The organism is Bacillus sp. ISL-41 (genome assembly GCF_018613235.1).
In the GTDB taxonomy this organism is placed as follows: domain Bacteria; phylum Bacillota; class Bacilli; order Bacillales; family Cytobacillaceae; genus Mesobacillus.
Genome location: NZ_JAGGQP010000013.1, coordinates 86,455 through 108,712 on the forward strand (window position 1 = coordinate 86,455; position 22,258 = coordinate 108,712).

Annotated in this window: 19 protein-coding genes; 16 read left to right on the forward strand and 3 right to left on the reverse strand. The window is 42.6% G+C overall.

What is annotated here, in order from left to right; all coding sequences use genetic code 11:
* Positions 1–282: 282 nt before the first annotated feature.
* The 5 genes from fdhF to mug all read left to right on the forward strand — a co-directional run bounded on the left by fdhF (position 283) and on the right by mug (position 5,690).
* Positions 283–3,240 carry a formate dehydrogenase subunit alpha gene (gene fdhF, locus J7I80_RS06455; protein ID WP_214736753.1) on the forward strand — a complete coding sequence of 986 codons (2,958 nt, stop codon included), beginning with the start codon at positions 283–285 and terminating at the stop codon, positions 3,238–3,240.
* Positions 3,233–3,790, forward strand: a complete 558-nt coding sequence (locus J7I80_RS06460) for a helical membrane plugin domain-containing protein (protein WP_214736755.1) — start codon at positions 3,233–3,235, stop codon at positions 3,788–3,790. Before fdhF ends, J7I80_RS06460 begins: the two co-directional genes overlap by 8 nt.
* A 125-nt stretch (positions 3,791–3,915) precedes the next feature.
* Complete coding sequence (gene fdhD / locus J7I80_RS06465) at positions 3,916–4,740, forward strand: formate dehydrogenase accessory sulfurtransferase FdhD (RefSeq protein WP_214736757.1); 825 nt, start codon at positions 3,916–3,918, stop codon at positions 4,738–4,740.
* A 134-nt stretch (positions 4,741–4,874) separates the two neighbouring features.
* A complete protein-coding gene (locus J7I80_RS06470; RefSeq protein ID WP_214736759.1) occupies positions 4,875–5,120 on the forward strand; it encodes a hypothetical protein in 246 nt (81 codons plus the stop codon).
* A 39-nt stretch (positions 5,121–5,159) separates the two neighbouring features.
* A complete protein-coding gene (mug, locus tag J7I80_RS06475) occupies positions 5,160–5,690 on the forward strand; it encodes a G/U mismatch-specific DNA glycosylase (protein WP_214736761.1) in 531 nt (176 codons plus the stop codon).
* A 20-nt stretch (positions 5,691–5,710) separates the two neighbouring features.
* On the opposite strand, the gene J7I80_RS06480 is transcribed toward mug, so the two are convergent.
* Entirely contained in the window at positions 5,711–6,166 is a 456-nt protein-coding gene (locus tag J7I80_RS06480) for a GNAT family N-acetyltransferase (RefSeq protein WP_214736763.1), read from the reverse strand.
* The gene (locus tag J7I80_RS06485; protein ID WP_214736765.1) at positions 6,156–6,647 is read right to left on the reverse strand and encodes a VanZ family protein; all 492 of its coding nucleotides are present in this window, start codon (positions 6,645–6,647) and stop codon (positions 6,156–6,158) included. The genes J7I80_RS06480 and J7I80_RS06485 overlap by 11 nt, the downstream gene beginning before the upstream one ends.
* A 381-nt stretch (positions 6,648–7,028) precedes the next feature.
* On the opposite strand from J7I80_RS06485, the gene J7I80_RS06490 reads away from it, so the two are divergent.
* From J7I80_RS06490 to J7I80_RS06505, 4 genes are all read left to right on the forward strand, one after another.
* A complete protein-coding gene (locus tag J7I80_RS06490) occupies positions 7,029–7,466 on the forward strand; it encodes a peptidylprolyl isomerase (protein WP_214736767.1) in 438 nt (145 codons plus the stop codon).
* Positions 7,467–7,674: 208 nt separating this feature from the next.
* On the forward strand, positions 7,675–8,418 hold the full coding sequence (locus tag J7I80_RS06495) for a hypothetical protein (RefSeq protein WP_214736769.1): 744 nt from the start codon (positions 7,675–7,677) through the stop codon (positions 8,416–8,418).
* Positions 8,419–8,439: 21 nt separating this feature from the next.
* A complete protein-coding gene (locus J7I80_RS06500; protein WP_214736771.1) occupies positions 8,440–9,312 on the forward strand; it encodes a DUF3307 domain-containing protein in 873 nt (290 codons plus the stop codon).
* Between the two features lie 100 nt (positions 9,313–9,412).
* A complete protein-coding gene (locus J7I80_RS06505; RefSeq protein WP_214736773.1) occupies positions 9,413–10,801 on the forward strand; it encodes an FAD-binding domain-containing protein in 1,389 nt (462 codons plus the stop codon).
* On the opposite strand, the gene J7I80_RS06510 is transcribed toward J7I80_RS06505, so the two are convergent.
* Positions 10,784–11,677, reverse strand: a complete 894-nt coding sequence (locus J7I80_RS06510) for a DMT family transporter (RefSeq protein ID WP_214736776.1) — start codon at positions 11,675–11,677, stop codon at positions 10,784–10,786. The two genes, J7I80_RS06505 and J7I80_RS06510, sit on opposite strands and share 18 nt — an antisense overlap.
* A gap of 138 nt (positions 11,678–11,815) precedes the next feature.
* Here J7I80_RS06510 and pdxR point away from each other — a divergent pair, with 138 nt between their 5' ends.
* The 7 genes from pdxR (at position 11,816) to J7I80_RS06545 (ending at position 22,092) form a co-directional block, all read left to right on the forward strand.
* Positions 11,816–13,225, forward strand: a complete 1,410-nt coding sequence (gene pdxR / locus J7I80_RS06515) for a MocR-like pyridoxine biosynthesis transcription factor PdxR (protein WP_214736778.1) — start codon at positions 11,816–11,818, stop codon at positions 13,223–13,225.
* 52 nt (positions 13,226–13,277) lie between these two features.
* Positions 13,278–14,033 (forward strand): exodeoxyribonuclease III, encoded by a 756-nt coding sequence (locus tag J7I80_RS06520; protein ID WP_214736780.1) that lies wholly within the window; start codon positions 13,278–13,280, stop codon positions 14,031–14,033.
* A gap of 586 nt (positions 14,034–14,619) precedes the next feature.
* Positions 14,620–15,267, forward strand: coding sequence for a transcriptional regulator CcpN (gene ccpN, locus J7I80_RS06525; protein WP_192471750.1), 648 nt, complete (start codon positions 14,620–14,622; stop codon positions 15,265–15,267).
* A gap of 14 nt (positions 15,268–15,281) precedes the next feature.
* Positions 15,282–16,094: a pyruvate, water dikinase regulatory protein gene (locus tag J7I80_RS06530; RefSeq protein WP_192471751.1), complete on the forward strand. Its 813-nt coding sequence runs from the start codon at positions 15,282–15,284 to the stop codon at positions 16,092–16,094.
* Between the two features lie 5 nt (positions 16,095–16,099).
* Complete coding sequence (gene ppdK / locus J7I80_RS06535) at positions 16,100–18,772, forward strand: pyruvate, phosphate dikinase (RefSeq protein ID WP_214736782.1); 2,673 nt, start codon at positions 16,100–16,102, stop codon at positions 18,770–18,772.
* Positions 18,773–18,951: 179 nt separating this feature from the next.
* A complete protein-coding gene (locus tag J7I80_RS06540; RefSeq protein WP_214736784.1) occupies positions 18,952–19,332 on the forward strand; it encodes a hypothetical protein in 381 nt (126 codons plus the stop codon).
* Between the two features lie 183 nt (positions 19,333–19,515).
* Positions 19,516–22,092 carry a DEAD/DEAH box helicase gene (locus J7I80_RS06545; RefSeq protein ID WP_214736786.1) on the forward strand — a complete coding sequence of 859 codons (2,577 nt, stop codon included), beginning with the start codon at positions 19,516–19,518 and terminating at the stop codon, positions 22,090–22,092.
* Positions 22,093–22,258: the final 166 nt, after the last annotated feature.

The following is a 22,258-nucleotide window of genomic DNA, read 5'->3' on the forward strand; positions in this document are numbered from 1 at the left end:
TTTCAAAGCCTTTACCTTAACCAGGTAGGGCTTTTATTTTTGTCCAATATGTTAGGCCTGAACATACTCACGGGCACAAAAAGTGAAAGACGTACAAATTCAGACCTATTCCTAAGTTCTGCTGGAGGAGAATAATTTATCTTAAAAGGATGGATCTTTATTCCTTTTTTGGTTCCAGTTACAAAGCAATATTCAAAAAACTCTCATAAAAGTGGTTAAAGTTATTCTTGGTTTGGGTAGTGAGAAAGAGAGCGATTTCTATACAGAAAGGAAGATGAGGTCTTGTCTGGCAAAATAAATGTAACAATCAACGGTGCTGACGTCGCGGCTAAAGAAAATCAAACAATCCTTCAATACCTTTCAGATAGCTCGATTGAAGTGCCGAGTGTATGCTATCATCCAAGCCTTGGCCCAATCGAAACTTGTGATACTTGTATTGTAGAAGTGAACGGAGAAATGGTCAGGTCTTGTTCGACAATCATGAAGGACGGGGATACCATTGACACAGTTGCACCAGATGTTAAGAAGGCACAAACTATGGCGATGGACAAGATCCTATTCAACCATGAATTGTACTGTACAGTCTGTGACTACAATAATGGGATGTGTGAGGTACATAACACAGTAAAAGAAATGAAAATCAATCACCAGAGCATCCCGTTTGATCAAAAGCCATATGAAAAAGATGAATCAAACCCTTTTTATCGATATGATCCTGATCAATGTATTTTATGCGGGAGATGTGTGGAAGCCTGTCAGGATGTACAGGTAACCGAGACGCTGAGAATTGATTGGGAACGTGAACGTCCACGTGTCATCTGGGATAATGATGTACCAATCAATGAATCCTCATGTGTTTCTTGTGGTCATTGTTCAACGGTATGTCCATGTAATGCAATGATGGAAAAAGGTATGGAAGGCGAAGCCGGCTTTTTAACAGGAATCGCAAAAAATACTTTGCGGCCGATGATTGAAATTACCAAGAATGTCGAGACAGGTTACGGTTCCATCCTGGCAATTTCCGATATGGAAGCCGCCATGCGTGAATCCAGAATCAAGAAAACGAAGACTGTTTGCACATACTGCGGAGTGGGATGCAGTTTTGATGTGTGGACGAAGGGCCGAGAAATCCTGAAGGTCGAGCCGCAGGTTGAAGCTCCAGCCAATGGAATTTCTACATGTATAAAAGGTAAATTCGGATGGGATTTCGTTAACAGCGAAGAGCGCCTAACCAAGCCGCTAATCCGTGAAGGAGACAGTTTTAGAGAAGCAGAATGGGATGAGGCATTGAATCTCATCTCCAATAAATTTACAGAAATCAAGAATGAGTATGGTCCTGACTCTCTTGGCTTCATAACATCGTCTAAATGTACGAATGAAGAATCGTATCTAATGCAAAAACTGGCAAGGTCTGTAATTGGCACAAATAATGTCGATAATTGCTCCCGATATTGCCAGACGCCTGCTACTGTTGGTTTGTTCAGAACAGTTGGACATGGTGGCGATGCTGGATCAATCACAGATATTGCGATGGCGGATTTGGTCATCATCGTCGGGTCCAATACAGCAGAAGCCCATCCTGTCCTTGCAACCAGGGTGAAACGCGCCCAAAAGCTGAATGGGCAAAAAGTGATAGTCGCCGACCTTCGTGAGCATGAAATGGCTGATCGTGCTGATATGTTCGTAAGGCCTAAGGCAGGCAGTGACCTTGTCTGGATTTCCGCTGTCACTAAATATATTATCGACCAAGGCTGGGCTGATGAAGAATTCCTGAACAATAAAGTCAATGGACTTTCGGAATACGTCCACAGTCTTGAAGGATTCACTTTGGAATATGCAGAAAAAACAACTGGGCTTTCAAGAGAGACGCTGATTGAGATTGCTGAGAGCATCCATAAAGCAAAAAGCGTTTGTGCACTATGGGCAATGGGAGTTACACAGCATATTGGCGGAAGCGACACCAGTACCGCGATTTCGAACCTATTATTGATTACTGGAAATTACGGCCGTCCAGGAACTGGTGCATATCCACTGCGAGGACATAATAATGTCCAGGGCGCAGGCGATTTTGGCAGCAGCCCGGACTCGCTGCCGGGATATCAGAAGGTAACCGATGAAGCGGCCCGCATGAAGTTTGAGCAGGCATGGGGAACCAGGCTGCCTGCTGAGCCAGGGATCAATAACCATGACATGGTTGAAGGCATGCATAATGAAACACTTAAAGCCCTTTACATCAAGGGTGAAGAAATGGGTCTTGTGGATTCAAATATCAACCACGTCCAGGCCGGCTATGAGAAGCTTGACTTCTTTGTAGTCCAGGATGTGTTCTTCTCCAGAACCGCACAATTTGCAGACGTTGTTCTGCCAGCAAGCCCGAGCTTCGAAAAAGAAGGCACGTTTACGAATACGGAGCGCAGGATTCAGCGTTTGTACCAGGTTTTCGAGCCAGTAGGTGAATCGAAACCTGATTGGCAGATTCTGATTGAAGTCGCCAACCGTCTTGGTGCAGGCTGGACATATGAGCATCCTTCTGAAATCATGGCTGAAGCGGCAAGTCTTATGCCAATTTACTCTGGCGTGACGTATGAACGCCTTGAAGGATATAAGAGCCTTCAATGGCCGGTACAGCCGGATGGAACTGACAGTCCTGTATTATATTTGGATGGCTTTCCATTCCCAGATGGTAAGGCACGTCTCTATCCGGTAAAATGGTCGATTCCGATTCAATATGGAGAGGAATATGATATCCATGTCAATAATGGCCGTTTGCTTGAGCATTTCCATGAAGGTAACCTGACTTATAAGTCAGAGGGAATCACCTCAAAGACTCCTGAGACTTTCCTTGAAGTTTCACCAGAGCTTGCCGAAGAAAGAGGCATAAAAGATGGAACACTTGTCAGATTGACATCACCATACGGCAATGTGAAAGTAAGATGTGTTGTCACTGATCGAGTGGCAGGAAAGGAAGTCTATCTGCCTATGAACGACCAGGGAGATGCAGCCATCAATCTTCTGACAAGCAGCTTTGGGGACAAAAACACGGATACTCCAGCTTATAAAGAGACGAAGGCCAAAATGGAAATTCTCCAATTTGAAGGAGTCAATCCTTTGCCGAGGAATAATTTCCGATACGGTAATCCACAGCCGCAAATCGGCGTCCAAGTCGAAAAGAAGTGGGCTCGTCCAGATTACAGCTTTCCAGGAGATCTTGTGAAAAAGGAGCGTACCCAGCATGGCTAAAGCAATCACTAACATCAATCGTATACAGATGACTGAGGAACAAAAACGTAAGAGTGACCTGGAGGAAATCGAGACTGCCTTGCTTGATAATAAGGATGCGATTTTACAGTCGATGGACATACTCAAGCATATGAATCAGCGCGGGGTGCTGTCACTGTTGGACGGGCTGTTCAGTGAAGGTGATAAGGTCTTGAATGTTCTTGTTAAAGCAGCAGACAAGCCTGAAGCTACCAATACAATCAAGAACCTGCTGCTGATGATTGGCGTTCTCGGTACAATCAATGTCCAGCAGCTTGAGCCATTGCTGTTAAAATTGAATTCTGGCATTGCTAGAGTAGCAGAATATACTGACAGCGAGGATGAAGAGAAGCTTGGGTATTTTGATATTGTCCGCTCTTTGAAAGACCCGGAAATCAATCGTGCTCTATCTTTACTCTTTGAATTCCTCAAAGGGATGGGTGAAGATACCGAGGGACTAGAAAGAACCACTCAGCTGCCGGAAAATCAGGATATCCACCAGAGCCAGGAAGGTACCCTTGAAGAGAAGTAATCCAATGAGCGGGCAACAAGCATTCCAGCTTTGTTCGCCTGCTTTTTCAAGTTTCATTATTCACCTTTATGGATAAAAGGAGATTACCACAGAGCATAAAACTTCAACCAGAGAGGATGGCTGTTGTGAAACCAGTCGAAGTCAAAAGGGAAATTCTTCGTTTTGGAGATGGCCAGGCCGAAACCTTGGAAGACAGCATCGTAACGGAATATTCCGTTACCATTAAAGTGAATGGTCAAGAATTAGTTACGATGGTTTGTACACCAGATTATATTGAAGAAATGGTCATTGGATACCTCGCTTCAGAAGGCATCATCAAGAAGTATTCAGATATAGAAGATATATGGATCCAGGAAAAAGAGGGATTTGTTCATGTAAAAACATCGCAAATGAATCCGGTTTATAAGAACTTACAGGGAAAGCGTTACTTAACTTCTTGCTGCGGGGCTAGCAGGACTGGCTTTGTATTTGCGACAGACGCATTGACTGCAAAAAAGCTGCACAATGTAGAGACGGAAATTGAAGTAGAGGATTGCTTCAGGCTCATGGAAGAAATGCAGGATTCCGCTCGCCTTTTCCAAAATACAGGGGGAGTCCATAACGCCTCTCTTTGCAGTTTGTTTGGTCCAGTTGTGTCACGGATGGATATCGGCCGCCATAATGCCTTGGATAAAATTTTTGGGCATTGTTTGAAAAATGATATTTCGATACACGATAAAGTAATTGTTTTCAGTGGAAGGATTTCCTCAGAAATTTTACTGAAGGTAGCTAAAATCGGCTGCCCAATTGTATTGTCCAAATCAGCTCCCACTGAACTTGCCCTGAAGCTAGCGGAGGAACTGGGGATTACGACAATTGGCTTTATCAGGAATCGATCACTTAATGTTTATACACACCCTGAACGAGTTGCAGAGGCTAAATACGGAGTTAAGGAAAGCCAGGTTGAATAAGCCTGGCTTTTTTGAAATCAGGTATGGCATTGGAAACTCAAAGTTCCAGGTCATATATAGGGTAAGAACATGAACGCTGTATAAGGTCTGTAAAAGTATGGAAAAATGGAGGTGATAGTTGAAGGAGTGATAGAATGGGTGAAAAGGAAATGCAAGATATGTTCGAATGGGCAGGTTTATCAGATGTTTATGAGCAGCATGGCTATAAAATGTGGCTGAGCGGCCTTGAAGATAACATTGATGTCGAACTATTGGATCATTTTTCGGACGCTTATTCATTTGAAAGTGCCGAAACCATGTTTTATGACGAGTTTTTGTTCCACTTAAGAATTTTCAAGAATATAAGCAAGAATAATGAGCTGCCTCACCGATTATGGTGAATGGAGAGAGATAGGCAGCAAAGGAGAGGAGTAGAGAATATGAAGCCGATTACCGATCATTTACGGGAGAATCTGGACGTTATTTTTGTCGGCTTCAATCCCAGCATCCGGTCATCAGAAACAGGTCATCATTATGCTAACCCAAACAATAGATTCTGGAAGATCCTTTTTGAAGCTGGCATCACACCAAGGAAGTATGACTCTTCGGAGGATTATAAACTCATGGACTTAGGCTACGGGATGACGAACATTGTAGAGCGGCCAACTAGAGCAGCAGATGAGATTACGAAAGAGGAATACCAGCAGGGAAAGCAGGAGCTAAGACAAAAAATTGAAAAATACAGTCCGAAAATCGTTTGTTTTGTCGGTAAAGGTGTCTACCAGCAATATAGCGGCAAAAAAGATATTCCATGGGGCAAGCAGGATGAATCTGTTGTGGATGGTACCGTCGATTTCGTCGCCCCGTCCTCGAGCGGACTCGTAAGGATGAAAATGGATGAAGTAGTGGGGATTTATAAAGAACTTCCGCTTTTGAAAAATCATTTAATATCCAAGGGAAAAAGGACCTGAATTGAGGTCCTTTCTTTAGTCTACAAGGACATCGATAATCGGATCATATCCCTGCACTGAATTCCATTTTCGAAAATAGGTTCTTCATAATTCCTTATAAAAAAATCATGATCTATTCCAGTAATTCTGAAGCCAACTTTTTGATAAAGAGCCAATTGGCTGATACTTGAATTCCCTGTGCCGATTTCAACGGTTTTATAACCCTTTTCGGCTGCAGTTTGAATCCCATGTTTAAGCAGGATGGTCCCTAAACCCCTGCATTGGTGGAATTCATCGACTGCCAGATTCATAACTTCGATGGTATGAATACTAACCGGGACCATTACGATTACCCCAATTTTTTCTCCGTTTTCTGATTCCATAACATAGCACAAACCTTTATCTACATATCCTGAAACCAAATCTCGAGAAGGGTCTGCCAGGAGCAGAAGATCCCAGGGCGGCTGTTCGCTTTCTTTTAACATCCTAATCTTCATGTGTTCTCTCCTTCAATAAAAGCAGATAAGTGATCTTGATTAAGAGATACCCAATTGCACCGCCGATTGTGTTAAGGATGATATCATCGATGTCAAAACTGCCAACCCTTGTGGCAAACTGGAGGATCTCTACCGATAATGTCGCCAGAAAGACAGTACTGGTCGTTCGCCAAAATCCAATGTACCTTTTAAACAGCCAGGGAAGAAAGACTCCCAACGGGAAAAAGGCAAGAACATTGCCAAATAAGTTGGACATCCAGATATTTTGATTAATGTGCGAAGAAGCTTTTATGTAATCTGTGATTGTTTTAAATGGAATTATGTTATAAGGGTTGGAGCCTGCAGAATTGAGCTCAAACGCAGCCTGCCGATATGGGCTGAGAAACAACAAAATGACGGCAATGATGATGTAGACAATGAATAAAGTATAGGATATTGCTGAGATCCATTTCTTGTATTTAATATCTATTAGATTTAACATAACTTCTCCTTGGATTGGTAAAAGATAAGAGTAACGATGATATTTTAAAAGATACATAGGCATTTTTGAAAAAAGACATACTAGATATTAATTACCCAAACCGGCGATAACTTAATTAGAAATTAATACCTTTATTAATAATTAAAATAAAAACCTTGCCACATGGCAAGGTTTGAGAATATGTATTTGGTTATCCTGCCAACGCAGGGCCCCTGCCGTCCGTACAGTGGTTAAGTGTCCCGCAACAAGCGAATGTTCGGCAGAGGCAGTTATATTTTAACACAACTATGTTGGAAAAATACAATTTGAAGGTGGATACTTTTATTTTTTTTTGTAATAGTGGTATGATAACAATGATTTTAACACAAGGAGATGATTTGCATGGCTAAAAAAGGATACATACAAATGCAAAATGGTGAAAAAATTGAATTCGAACTATACCCAAACGAAGCACCTGGTACAGTTGCAAACTTTGAGAAGCTTGCAAACGAAGGCTTCTATAACGGTTTAAACTTCCACCGAGTAATTCCTGGCTTTGTTAGTCAGGGGGGGTGCCCTTCTGGAACAGGTACTGGGGGTCCTGGTTACACAATCAAATGTGAAACAGAGGGCAACCCGCACAAGCACGAACCGGGTTCACTTTCAATGGCTCACGCAGGTAAAGATACAGGCGGCAGCCAGTTCTTCATCGTACATGAATCACAGCCACACTTAAATGGTGTGCACACTGTTTTCGGAAAAGTTACTTCCAATTTGGAAGCTGCTAAAGCGATGAAAAACGGCGATGTTATGGAAAAGGTAGTTGTAACAGAAGAATAGGATCGTCTTAAAAAAGAGCCTGAGGGCTCTTTTTTTTGTACTTATTTACCCATTGAAGCGAACGTATGCTCTTGTTATAATGAATCAAAGAAAATTTGTATAAATTTGTTAAGTAAAAGAGTCTAATGTTTAATAAATTTGACTATACTATCTAATTTATATAAAATTAGATTTAATAATCTAATTTTAGATGTTAGGTGGAATGACAATGCAGCCAGTGTCAATATTTATAATGGATGTAACAAAGTCTTCCTCTGCAGTTTACGGGGAGGAGCTGAGTGATTATTTAGGGCAGCTAGTGACATATATAAATAATTGGTATGACGGAATCGGTTCTATACAAATTAAGCACCGGTCTGGGGATGAACTTATTCTACTGGCCGAAGGCTATTCTTCTGCTTTTATTACAGCCTTTTATATCAGCTTGCTCTGGAAATATCAAAATAACCCGCCGTATTTTGGGCTTGCCTATGGAAGGCTGAATAAGAAAGTAGAAGAGATTGATATTGAAAAGTGGATCCATCCATTGGCGAAGCAGGCCCGAAACGCGAACGACCATCTAAATAAACAAAAGGACAGGGAATCTTTCTTTTTCCAAGGACATGGTGGTGAATCGGTTCTGCAGACATTAATTAATGGCATGCTTATGCTGCAGCATGTATTGAGAATGGAGCAAACTGATGTGCAAAGGCTTGTGTGCTCGCTTTATCTTCTTTACGGCAAGCAAAATGCTGTAGCAGAGCTTCTCGATCGCTCGGCTCCCACGGTTTACAGCCATTTCAAGAAGGGGCATTGCGAGCATATCCTTCGCAGCTTCCGAGATATCGTCAGCGTTTTGGATGCACGTCAGGCAAAGGAATTTCCGGAAATAGGAAGTAGCCAAACGAAGGTTCTTGAAGACAGCATTAGAACAAAAATTAAAAGCCAGGTGCAAAATATTTTCAGCTTCTAGATTCTGGTGAAAGGAGCAGTCATGCTTTTATTGAGTTTGATCATTGCACATCTACTAGCCGATTTTTACCTTCAGACGGATCGAATGGTACAGGACAAGCTGAAGAACCTTAAAAAGCATATACTCCATCATTTCCTCGTAAATACAATTGTACTTGCGGCAGGCTGGCTCTTTTTTTATCAGCAGAAAGATCCCGTCATGACTGTCATATGGCCGATGCTGTTCATAACAGCCACACATCTAATGATCGACCTGTTGAAAATCAAACTTGTGGATCAATTTACGGCAAGCGAAAACATGAATAAACTCTGGTTTTTTATATTAGACCAGCTGTTGCACATATTCATGCTTTTGATAGCGATGCAGTTGTTTTATAAAATATCGCTAGTTTCCAATTTTAATAGATTTATACAGCTTCTGTTTGAAGAAGGGCGCCAATTGGACGCCTCTAGTACCATCCTCGTCATTGCCATTATTTTAATATTGGGAACAACGGTCAGCGGACATATAATCCGCATCCTTCTCGGCTCTCTGCCCGGGCAGCTGCTGACTTTTGAAGGGAAATATACTTTTAAAAATGAGTTTAGGGAGCCGGCATATCAGAAAACCAGTAAAAGTGAAAAGGGTTTATCTGAGCAATATAGCTATATGATTTTCAACAAGCACGATATGTCACGTGGGAAGCTGATTGGCTATATCGAGCGACTCCTGGTCATTTTACTTACATACTACAGTTCGTATCCGGCAATCGCCTTCATTGTTACCGCTAAATCAATCGCCCGTTTTAAGCAAATGGATGATCGTGACTGGGCGGAATACTTTCTGCTTGGTACATTGACTTCCATGTTCTTAGGTATCGTCTTCGGTATACTTTTAAGAGAAATAGTAAATTAGGAGTGCTTAATTTCACTATAGATGCTTTTAGAATATTTTCGGTTCGGGTGTACAATTTTTAAAGAGCCAAGTGATAATCGTCAATAGCGGAGTGATTAGAATGAACATCGTCCTTTTCAATAAAGATTTGCGCATTGCCGACCATCAGCCTTTGACTGATGCAGCCAGAGCGGGAGAGGTATTGCCGCTGTATGTATTTGAGCCTTCACAGTGGGAGGATACGCCGCTTTCTGAGCGCCATTTTCATTTTGTTGTTGAAAGTCTTGAAGAGCTCGCACGAGAAATTGAGGGGCTGGATGGAAAACTCTTTCTGGCTATCGATGAGATGGAGACGGTTCTCGAAAAAATGCTGAATCATTATGATTCTATACACTTATATGCGCACAATAATAGTAGCTTCATGGATATAGTTAAGGAATGGTCGAAACAAAAAGAACAGCTTCTGTTTGCTTATGGTCCGGAACTTGAAAATGTCCCGGGGAGGCTGCTTAATAAACGTTTAAACTCTTATTTAAATGAACCGCTAGCTGAAGTTCCAAACAAAATTGAAGTAACGTCAAATATCCCTGATTTTCTGTTTGCTGATTTTAAAAGATTGCAGAAATTGAGATTCAAGGGTAATAAAATCCGCTTTGGTCAGCAGGGGGGAGAATTAAAGGCTATTGAAACGCTGGAATCATTCCTCGAAGGCAGATTCGAAAACTATATTAAAAATCACCAAAAACCGCTGCCTTCCTCGCTTTCATCATCAAGGCTTTCTGCTTATATAACATGGGGAAATATTTCGGCCAGGACCATTTATCAAAAAACCGTCCGGAAGTTGCAAGCATGTGATCTGGGGGAAGAAAAGGTCCAGCTGGAAGAGTTTTTAGCAAAGCTTACTACACGGGCAAAAATTAGCAATTTGAGAATGCAGGATCAGCAGCCGGCAGATGTAAATGAAATCAAAAGGGATTACAATGAGGAGTTGTTCCGCCGCTGGCTCCAGGGAAGGACAGGAATCCCGATTATCGATGCAGCAATGAGGAGTCTGGATAAAACGGGATGGATGAACTTTTCGTTGCGGGCCATGGTCACATCTTTTATTGCTAACACTTTATTGCTTGATGAGCATAAAGTATCTGCTGCTCTGGCAGGGTTGTACTTAGATTATGAACCAGTTGTACATGATTTCTATATCCAACAGCAGGCTGGAATGAAGGGGAAGATGAAAATCATTGATCCTGTAAAGGTAGGCAGGCAGCTTGACCCAGAAGGTGCGTTCATCCGCCGATATATTCCTGAATTAGGCAGGCTCACGGAGGAATACATCCATGAACCGTGGCTTTATCCTGCTTTTTATCAACTTGGCTATGAAGCACCTATGGTAGATGTGAAGAAGGCATATAAACATGCCAGACTTCACTACCAGGCCATAAAGAGCAAAGGAAAACCTGGCCGGAAAAAAGAAAAGGAAGGAGAAGCGGAGCAGCTATCCTTTGATTTCTAAAGACGATCCTGCTATTTCGCTTCTCCCTTTGAGATAGGTCAGGGAAACTCCTAGAAGGGTAATCACACCGCCAGCTACGGTCATGATTGCCGGTACTTCCCCAAGCCATATCCAGGCGATTATGAAAGAAACAGCCGGAGTAAGATACAAGGAACTTGCTGCTTCAGAGGCTCCAGAATGGGCGGTAATATAGGCTATAGCAAAGTAAGCAACCACCGTAGGGAAAAGTCCAAGGTAAATAGCACTAATGGTTGCTCCTAAGGGGGCTTCAGCAATCTCAGATTCAATTCCAGGAGCAAAGTAACCCATGAAAAAGGTTGCCGCCCAAATTGTATAGGCAGTAAAAGGCAGGGCCCCATACTTTTCTAAGTAATTTTTCTGGAACACAAAGTAAAGTGATTCAGATAATGAAGCAATTAATATTAAGAGAACGCCAATTCCTAGCTCGAAACCACCGCCAGCTCCGAAAGAAATAAGAACAATTCCTGCCATGCTGATTAAAGCGCCAGTCCAGTACCATTTTCCGGTGCGCTCCTTGTTGAACAGTTTCCCCAATAATCCAATAAAAACGGGTGAAGTAGAAACAAGCAGGCTGGCGGCACCTGCGCTGACAGTTTGTTCACCAAAATTCAGCGCGGTTTGATAGACTGCGAATCCCAAAAATCCAAACAGGAATATAACAGGCAAATCTTTTATTTCCGGCAGCTTCATTTTTCTTATTACTGCGTAGAAAAGAAGTGCCGATGACCCGACCAAAAGCCGCAAGAATGACAAGTGCTCAGGCGAATAGCCTTCTAGACCATGCCTGATCCCCGCAAAAGCCGATCCCCATAATAAAATAACGAGTAAGTGTGCCGATGCCATTCTTATGTCCATGTGTCCACCCCTATTAAAAACCATCCAATTTTCCGTTGCATATTAGTTTTATCTTTTAAATATAACGATGTCTTGGTAAAATGTATCCAACCAATAGGGGTATTTTAGAACCAACCAATTTTGAATGGAGCAGGAGACATGAAAGCGCCAAAATACAAAGTGATTATCAATTATATAAAAGAGCAGATTACAAACGGGATTTGGCCAGTTGGCAGCAGGCTCCCGAGTCAGCGTGATCTTGCCAAACAATTCGATGTAAACAGAAGCACAGTCGTAACGGCACTGGATGAATTAGCTGCTGAAGGGCTTGTTGAAGGCCGGATGGGTATGGGAACGGTGGTAGTTAACAATACCTGGACTCTCATGCGGTCTGCACCAACGGTAAATTGGAATGAACAGGTCGCACTTGGCACACATCAGGCAAGCCTGTCGACAGTCCAGGCTATAAATCTTGCAGAATCCGATGAGAATTTGATTCAGCTGAGTAAAGGAGAACTCTCCAAGGAATTATTCCCTCTGGAGGAAATGAGAGCTGTTTTAACAAAGGTTGGGCAGGAACTGAAGCCGTTTGGTTACGAAGACCCGAAAGGAAACCTTCAGTTGCGGGAAGCTATTGCCAAGCACCTCAATCAAAAAGGAATCATGGTCGATGCTTCATCAATTTTGATTGTATCGGGTGCTTTACAGGCATTGCACCTAATTTCCATAGGATTATTAGAAAGAGAATCAACGGTGTTCCTCGAGGATCCATCTTATTTATACTCTTTATCAACCTTCCAGTCTGCAGGGATGAAACTCCATGGAATCCCGATTGACAATGATGGCATCATTCCCGGGATGATAAAGGCATCACATCTAAGTAAGAAATCAGTGCTGTACTGCCACCCGAATTTCCATAATCCTACTGGCACTCTTATGGGAGAAAATAGAAGGCAGGAACTGCTCAAACTGGCTGAGAGTGCCCAGCTTCCCATTATAGAGGATGATGTTTACGGCGATTTGTGGCTGGATTCTCCGCCTCCTCCTCCCATTAAATCGCAAGACCGGCACGGAAATGTTTTATATCTTGGCAGCCTGTCGAAGAGTCTGAATCCCGGATTGAGAATCGGATGGATTGCCGGTCCGGAAGCGGTCATTGACCGGCTGGCTGACCTGAAAATGCAGACCGACTACGGTTCAAGTTCTCTCTCGCAGCGAGCTGCCGCAGAATGGCTATCCAGCGGATTTTATGAACAGCATTTGGCGAATGTAAGAAAGCAGCTAAGAGTACGAAGAAATGCGACATTGGAAGCACTGAAAATACATTTGCGCCGTTATGCCGAATGGGAAAAGCCTGCCGGCGGATTTTTCATATGGGTAAAAATGAATCCTGATATCTCATTGCCTGATTTGTACAGGAAAGCTCTCGCCAATGGGGTGCTGATCAATCCCGGGAGAATTTATGCAACCCAAAAAATGCAGCATTTCAGACTTTCTTTTGCGAATGCACCTGTTGAGGATATAACAAAGGGAATCGCGATATTAGAATCGCTGATCGAAGACTGCTAGAATAGAAGATACGCACGAATAAGTATGCACAAAACAAGGAGAATACGGATTTATGAAATTAGTATCATGGAATGTAAATGGCATCAGGGCTTGCGCTCGTAAGGGATTTTTAGATTTCTTTAAAGAAGCGGACGCAGACCTTTTTTGTATACAGGAAACGAAGCTGCAAGAAGGCCAGATCAGCCTTGATCTGGAAGGGTATCACCAGTTCTGGAATTACGCTGAAAAGAAAGGCTATTCCGGAACAGCTGTCTTTTCGAGACAAGAGCCTTTATCAGTAAAGTATGGCATTGGATCGGCTGAACACGACCATGAGGGCAGGGCAATCACAGTAGAATTTGATGAGTTTTATCTCGTTAATGTCTATACGCCAAATTCGCAGCGTGATCTCGCGCGCCTCGGCTACCGCCTATCCTGGGAAGACAAGCTAAAGGAATACTTGCTTGAATTGGACGAGACTAAACCGGTAATCCTTTGCGGCGATTTGAATGTCGCCCACAATGAGATTGATTTGAAAAATCCAAAACCAAATCGCGGAAATTCCGGGTTTACAGACGAGGAACGAGGAAAGATGACCGATCTCCTCAGCAGCGGATTCGTTGATTCCTTCCGCCACTTGCATCCTGAGGTTAAAGATGTCTACACCTGGTGGTCTTACATGAATAAAGTAAGAGAAAAGAACATCGGATGGCGTATTGATTATTTCATTGTTTCCGAAAAACTGGCACCTGCAATTAAAGAAGCAGGTGCAGAATGCTTTGTCATGGGCAGTGACCACTGCCCCGTCACGCTTGAACTAAGTCTATAAAAGTGGATGGATCCCCTGAATGGAATTCAGGGGATTTTTTGAGTGTGTTTTCCGTGTTTTAGCACGATGCAGTCGGAAGCAGGCCAGGTTCAGACAGCTTTATCTGGATTTGCTTCAAAGTTGTCAGAAGAAGCTCGAAGTTAAGACAGCTTTACACTGATTTCCTTCAAAGCTGTCAAAAGAAGCCGGAAGTTAAGACAGCTTTTCGGTGATTATCTTCAAAGTTGTCAGAAGTTACCCGAAGTTCAGCCAGCTTTACACTGATTTCCTTCAAAGCTGTCAAAAGAAGCCCGAAGTTAAGACAGCTTTACACTGAATTCCCCAAACCTGTCCGAAGCAGCCCCAGCCCCAGACAAAGACTTATAACCTGTATTGTATGAAACAGTATGACATATTTTAAGTTATTAAAATTTTAAAATATCCCCTTTTAACGCAAGAAACCTTGCGCATTTAATATATTCAAAGAATTATCAAAACCTTTTCTTTTGCTTTTTGGCTAAATGTTATATACTATAAATTAATAAGGATAACACATTAAAAAATTCCTTGATAATGTTACATATTAATTATTGGGGGTACGTTGGTGGTGAGTTCTATTAAACTAACAAAACGGCAGGAAGAAATCGTTCAAATTGTCAAGGAGGATGGTCCGATAACCGGTGAACAGATAGCCGAGAAGCTTAAGCTTACCCGGGCTACTCTAAGGCCAGACCTGGCAATCCTGACAATGGCAGGCAGTCTGGAGGCAAGGCCGAGGGTTGGCTATTTTTTCAATAAGGATAAAGAAAGATTGTTTGAACCGACAGAAGTTCTTAATCTGAAAGTCAAAGATTATAAGGGCCATCCGATTGTCGTTCAAAAATCTTCTTCTGTTTATGATGCGATTGTCCAGATGTTCCTTGAGGATGTAGGAACACTTTATGCAGTTGATTCTGAAGGATGCCTTGCTGGTGTCATCTCAAGGAAAGACCTGTTGAGGGCAGCTATCGGTAACAAAAATCTCGAGGATCTTCCTGTAAGCGTCATCATGACAAGGATGCCAAACATTATAACAGTGAAGCCAGAAGAAACACTCGTCCAGGCCGCTAAAAAGCTTGTGACAAACAGAATTGATTCTCTCCCTGTCGTCCGGGAACTCAAGCATAAACCAGATTCATATGAAGTTATAGGACGAATAACCAAAACAACCATTACAAAGGTTTATTTAGAAATAGCTGAGCAAAAATCTGTCTAGGAAGTGAGCGTATTTTGGATATGAAGGAAGTTGTCTACGTGGTATCCGATTCAGTCGGGGAAACGGCAGAATTTGTAGTTAAGGCTGTTGCAACCCAGTTTAACGGCGGCCAGGTTGATATCAGAAGAAATTCATATGTTGAAGACGAGGAAGACATTGAAGACGTCATCATGGTTGCGAAGCAAGGGCGTTCGATTATTGCTTATACAATCGTTGTTCCAGCGCTTAAGGCTTATTTGGATAAAAGAGCGCAGGAGGAAGGAATCTATGCAGTTGATCTGCTGAATCCACTGATGAATGCCTTTGAGAAGAAGTTCAATAAGGAACCAAACCATCGGCCGGGAATGATGCGTAAGCTTGATGATGAATACTTCCGTAAAATTGAAGCCATTGAATTTGCCGTCAAATACGACGATGGCAGAGACCCGCGCGGCATTTTAAGGGCGGATATCGTACTGGTCGGCGTTTCACGGACTTCAAAAACACCTTTATCAATGTACCTTGCACACAAGCGTTACAAAGTAGCCAATGTACCAATCGTTCCAGAGGTAAAGCCGCCAGATGAATTGTTCCAGATACCAAGAAGCAAATGTGTCGGTCTGATCATCTCGCCGGATAAACTGAACGAAATCAGGACGGAAAGGCTGAAAGCGCTTGGACTGGGTGCCAGGGCAAATTATGCAAGCTATGAACGAATCCTGGAAGAGCTTGATTATGCTGAAAAAATCATGAAACGTGTTGGCTGCCCAGTCATCAATGTTTCCAATAAGGCAATCGAAGAAACAGCAGGATTGATACTCGATATTTTAAAAAGTGAGAGGAGTTAAGGCTGATGTCTAAATTTGTTTATCTTTTTAATGAAGGAAACAGCGGAATGAAGGAAATCCTGGGAGGAAAAGGTGCTAACCTGGCAGAAATGACCAACATCGGCCTTCCTGTACCTTTCGGGTTCACTATTTCCACGGAGGCATGTAATGCTTATTATGATGCTGGAAAGACCATCCCTGCTGAAGTGCAGGCACAGGTTTTAGAAGCGCTTGGTGAATTGGAACAGAAAACTGGAAAGAAACTCGGAAATCCTGAGAACCCATTGCTTGTATCTGTTCGCTCTGGGGCTGTATTCTCAATGCCTGGGATGATGGATACAATTCTTAACCTTGGGATGAATGACGAAACAGTCGAGGGTATGGCAAAACTTACGAACAACCCTAGGTTTGCTTATGATTCTTACCGCCGTTTCATCCAGATGTTCAGTGATGTCGTCCTCGATGTCGATGTATTCTTCTTTGAGCGTTTACTGGAAGAAACCAGGGAAGCAAAAGGCTACGCGGCTGACCCTGAAATGACTGCTGAAGATTGGAAGGAAGTCATCCAGGGCTATAAAAATATAGTGGCCAAACATACAAGAAAGCCTTTCCCTCAGGATCCAAAAGAACAACTATTCCTTTCCATAAATGCTGTATTTGATTCCTGGAACAACCAGCGGGCAATCGTGTACCGCCGTTTGAATAAAATTCCTTCACACCTGGGGACTGCTGTTAACATCCAGAGCATGGTCTTCGGAAACATGGGCAATGACTCAGGAACAGGTGTAGCATTTACCCGGGACCCATCAACTGGAGAAAGCATCCTTTATGGTGAATATTTGATTAATGCACAGGGAGAGGATGTGGTCGCAGGCATAAGGACTCCACAGCCAATTCAGACGTTAAAGGATGAAATGCCTGCAGTTTATCAGCAGTTTGTTGATACTTGTAACCATCTCGAACAGCATTATGAGGATATGCAGGATATCGAATTCACGGTTGAACGCGGAGAACTGTTCATCCTTCAGACAAGGACTGGGAAGCGCACTGCACAGGCTGCCATCCGTATCGCTACAGAGTTGGTCGAAGAAGGAATCATTGATAAAAAGGCTGCATTGCTTCGTGTTGACCCGGAACAGCTTGACCAGCTCCTGCATCGCAGGATCGATGAGAATTTCGAGCGCAAACAGTTGGCCAAAGGTCTTCCTGCTTCACCTGGCGCAGCAACGGGAAAAGTAGTATTTGATGCTGATGAAGCAGAATTGCTTGCTAACGAAGGCGTAAAGGTCATTCTGGTACGACCTGAAACAACACCAGATGATATCCATGGCATCATCGCAGCACAAGCTGTCGTTACTAGCCGTGGAGGAATGACTAGCCATGCAGCTGTAGTAGCACGTGGAATGGGCAAAGCTTGTATTTGTGGATGCGAAGCGATGAAAATTGATCTGCACGAAAAACAATTCCGTGTTGGTGAAACGGTAGTTAATCATGGTGAAATCATTACGATTGATGGGGGTACAGGTGAAATCATGCTGGGTGAAATCCCTATGATCGAACCTGAGCTGTCCGAAGAGTTCCAGCTTTTGCTCGCATGGGCTGATGAAGAGCGTAAAATCGGCGTCCGTGCTAACGCAGATAATCCTGAGGATTCTGCCAAGGCTTTGGAATTCGGTGCAGGCGGAATTGGGCTATGCCGTACTGAGCATATGTTCATGGACGCAGCAAGAGTGCCGATCGTCCAGAAGATGATTCTTGCAGAAACATTCGAAGAACGAAATGAAGCACTTGATGAGCTATTGCCGATGCAACAAGGGGATTTTGAAGGAATCCTTGAAGTCATGCAGGGACTGCCAGTAACCATTCGTTTGCTGGATCCGCCTTTACATGAGTTCTTGCCAGATAAAGAAGAACTAATTGTGGAAATTACGAAACTGCAAATCCTTGACCCTGAATCAAAAGAACTTAAGGAAAAGGAAGCGTTGCTTAAGAAGGTAAGGCAATTGGACGAATTCAATCCGATGCTTGGCCACCGTGGCTGCCGACTTGGCATGATTCACCCGGAAATCTATGAAATGCAGGCAAGGGCCATTTTCTATGCTGTAGCAAATTTAGCTGATAAAGGAATCAATGCCCAGCCTGAAATTATGATTCCGCTGGTTGGCCATGTCAATGAGTTAAAGGAAATGCGTGAACTGGTTAATGCAGCTGCGCAAAGCATAAAAGAAGAAACTGCCAAGGATTTTGAATATACTGTTGGAACAATGATTGAGATACCGCGTGCAGCATTGACTGCGGACCAGATTGCCGAGGAAGCTGACTTCTTCTCATTTGGTACGAATGACCTGACACAGACTACATTCGGTTACAGCCGCGACGATGCAGAAGGAAAGTTCCTTCAAGCGTATATTGAACAAAAGGTTCTGCCCGAAAACCCGTTTGCAGTGCTTGATCGTGAGGGAGTGGGCAAGCTGGTTGAGACTGGTGTGGAACTTGGCCGCCAGACTAAGCCGGGCCTAAAGACAGGAATTTGCGGGGAGCACGGCGGTGAAAAGAGTTCGATTGAATTTTGCTACAATGCAGGACTTGACTATGTAAGCTGCTCGCCATACCGTGTACCGCTTGCGAGACTCGCTGCTGCCCAGGCAACGATCCGTCATGAGAGAAACAACGAAAAAGAGGCAGTAATTTCTAAATAATTTTGTAAAGGAGCGTGTATTGAAAACACGCTCCTTTGTTTTTAAAATCATTAATTTCCTTATTAATAGGTAACTGATGGAAAAAAGGGTATACTAAATATATACGTAATTCCTCGGGTCTTCTGGTGTTTCCACTTACCATGAGAAGGCGTGAGACCAAACCAGAGAGGATGAGGGAAATGTTAGTAAAATTATATCAAGCAAAAGCGGGCGATGGCAGCAAAAAGAAGGGGTTGAGGAGAACGCAATCCTATTTCATGACTCCGGAGGATGCACTAGCAGAAGCCTTTGCTTTAAAAGAAAAGATGGATTCAAGATACAAAAATGAAATAGAATGGGATTATCAGGGTGCTCTAACAGGTACCTCTGAAAAAATGAAAATTCTAAAGGGATACCTGAAGGGGAATCGGCAAACCACACCGTTTTACCTTGAAATCCTAAGTATAGATAATGTCGATAAAATTAAACCAGTATCACCGATTAAACCTAAAAGTGTAACAAAGGACGATAAAAAGGTTCTGACTAAAGTAATGAAAAAGTTGAAGGTGAAGAACGCATAGTCAGCCGTTCCACTGATTTATGAAGCAAATTAAATGGAAGGGCACGCACATTTGTTGTGCGGCCTTTTATTTATATAGTCATTGTTAGTCATGTGCGGGGTACGATATCATAGTTTTCATGAAAAAGAAAAAGTACTATGTATACGATGCTTTTATACTTTACATATTTTAAGGGGTTCAAATATGAAACAAATTGAAATAATCCACCAGCAGGCGGTGGAGAACACAAAAACCAAAATAATGGATGATATCGAAAAATTCCTTGGTGAACATGAAGTTCTTCCTGAATTCGAGAATTACTTAGAAATAAGAAATACTTATATCAGCCAAATCTGGCTCAATGTGTGGCTGACAAAGTCTACGAATGACTTTTCGAAGCGTGATAAGAAGGCTTTTTTAAGTGAGCGGGGATATGTGGTTGAAGGTGTGGACAGAAAGTTGATCAATAAGCTTTTCAGGAATGAAATGAGAGACTTTAAGCCCTTCAACACAAAAGAGTGGATTAAGTCCGCTATTGATGAACTCAGTTGGGAAACACACTATAACAGCGCGAGAAAGAATTTCCTCAAAAAAGCTGAGGAAGACCGGATGCTTGAGCAAAAGGCAGGCATTAAGGAAAAAATTTATCAGGTTTCTCACACGGTTTTAAGTGACTTTCAAGAGTCAGCCTATCTTAAAATAAGATATAAGATGGCAAAGGAATTAAAGACAATCTTAAATGAAAATCAAAAGTTTGAGGATATCGATACAAACATGCTGGAAGAAAGATTAACCGTGATTGGATCCTTCAATCCAGATGATTACAGAATGATGGTTGACTTTTTTGATGAATTGACCGGCCAAATCCATCAAACAGCCAACTGGGGACGATTTTATTTTGAATATGAGACCTACCAGTATCATTTTGAACACAAGGTATTGGAGTATTATACGCAGATTTCTGCTGAAGAAGTAATGAAGAATCTAGATCAGCAATTAATCAGCGAGTACGAGGAAGTGTTTGAGGATAAACTTTCAGCTGCAGAGACTAAAAGAATCATTAACGATCTAGCAGAAGTTTATTTAGATGGATTTCTTTATAAGCTGCAGGAAGAGTATGTAACTGACCTATTGCGTCTCGCTGAAATTGAATATGAAGAAAGTACACATCAGGCGATATATGAAAGAGACCTTGTAGAGAGGGAACGCAGGAAGGCAGAGGAGCAGGCAGAGCTTGAACGTAAAAGGAAAGAAGAAGCACGTATGCTCGAGGACATATTTGGACGCGAATACAATCCTTCGCTGAGAAGAAATGTCAGGTATATTCTTCACATCGGTGAAACGAATACGGGAAAGACCCACCATGCTCTTGAAAGGATGAAGGAGGCAAAAACAGGTTTGTATCTGGCTCCGCTTCGTCTGCTTGCTCTTGAAGTTTATGAAAAGCTCAATACAGAGGGTGTTCCATGTTCCCTTAAAACAGGCGAGGAAGAAAAGCCAGTTGAGGGGGCCAACCATATTTCCTGTACAGTTGAAATGTTTTACGAAAAGGACTTTTATGAAGTGGTCGTCATTGATGAATCACAGATGATTGCTGATAAGGATCGAGGGTTTTCCTGGTTTAAAGCCATCACTAAAGCAAATGCAGAGGAAGTCCATATTATCGGAAGCAAGAATATCAAGGCTATGATGATGGACCTGCTGGATGAAGGTGTGGCAGAGATTTACGAATACAGCCGTGATATTCCACTCCAGGTTGAAAACAAAGAATTCAGCCTAAAGCATACAAAGAAAGGCGATGCACTTGTTTGCTTTTCAAGAAAACAGGTGCTTGAGAATGCCTCAAAACTGCAAAACAGCGGTCGCCAGGTAAGCATGATTTATGGCAGCATGCCGCCAGAAACAAGAAAAAAGCAAATTGACCGTTTCATCAAAGGAGAAACAAGTGTAGTTGTGGCTACCGACGCTATTGGCATGGGGCTGAATTTGCCAATCAGGAGAATTGTCTTTTTAGAAACTGAAAAATTCGATGGGACGAGGAGAAGAAGACTTACTTCCCAGGAAGTAAAGCAAATAGCTGGCCGTGCTGGCAGAAAAGGCATTTACAATGTCGGCCGGGTTGCTTTTACGTCAGATATTGGCTTGATGACAAAGCTGCTCGAAAAAGAAGATAAACCGGTAGAGACATTTTCAATTGCCCCGACTGCGGGTATTTTTGAAAGGTTTCAAAAATATCACCGGTCGCTTGCTGTTTTCTTTGAGTTATGGAATAAGTTCGAGAGCCCTAAAGGGACTAGCAAAGCTTCGCTGTCGGAAGAAAGAGAGCTTTATGAATACGTCAGGGATACTGAAATTGAGGCAAGACTACCGATGATGGAGCTGTATGGATTTCTTCATCTTCCTTTTTCATCAAAAGAACCAGCTCTTATTGAACAATGGCTTGAAACAATAAAAGCGATTGTAGATGGTGCAGAATTGCCGGAACCGCCTGTTAAAACTGCCTCCCTGGAGGAACTGGAGCTTTCTTATAAAGCAATTGGGCTCCATTTGCTGTTTTTATATAAGCTTGGCAGAAAAACGGAGGCTGTTTATTGGGAAAGGGTTCGTACTGAATTAAGTGACGATGTTCATGAGTTTTTAAAGTCAGAAGTCAAAAATTATAAAAAGAAATGCAGGCATTGCGGCAAGGGAATCCATGTCGATTCCCCTTATCAAATCTGTGATTCCTGCTATTCAGCAAGAAACAGGAAAAGGACGGACAACAGGGACCGATGGAGATAACCAGTAGTGTAAGCGGGGCTTTCATATGGAAGCTCTGCTTCTTTTTGAGGTAGTCTTTATCGAAATCTATGTCCGAAAATTTAAGCCAGCATTTAGTCATAAATTCGGTAAAGTCCGAGTTTTGTGGTGAAACTCCAAAAAACCTCGTCATCCATATCAGTTATGG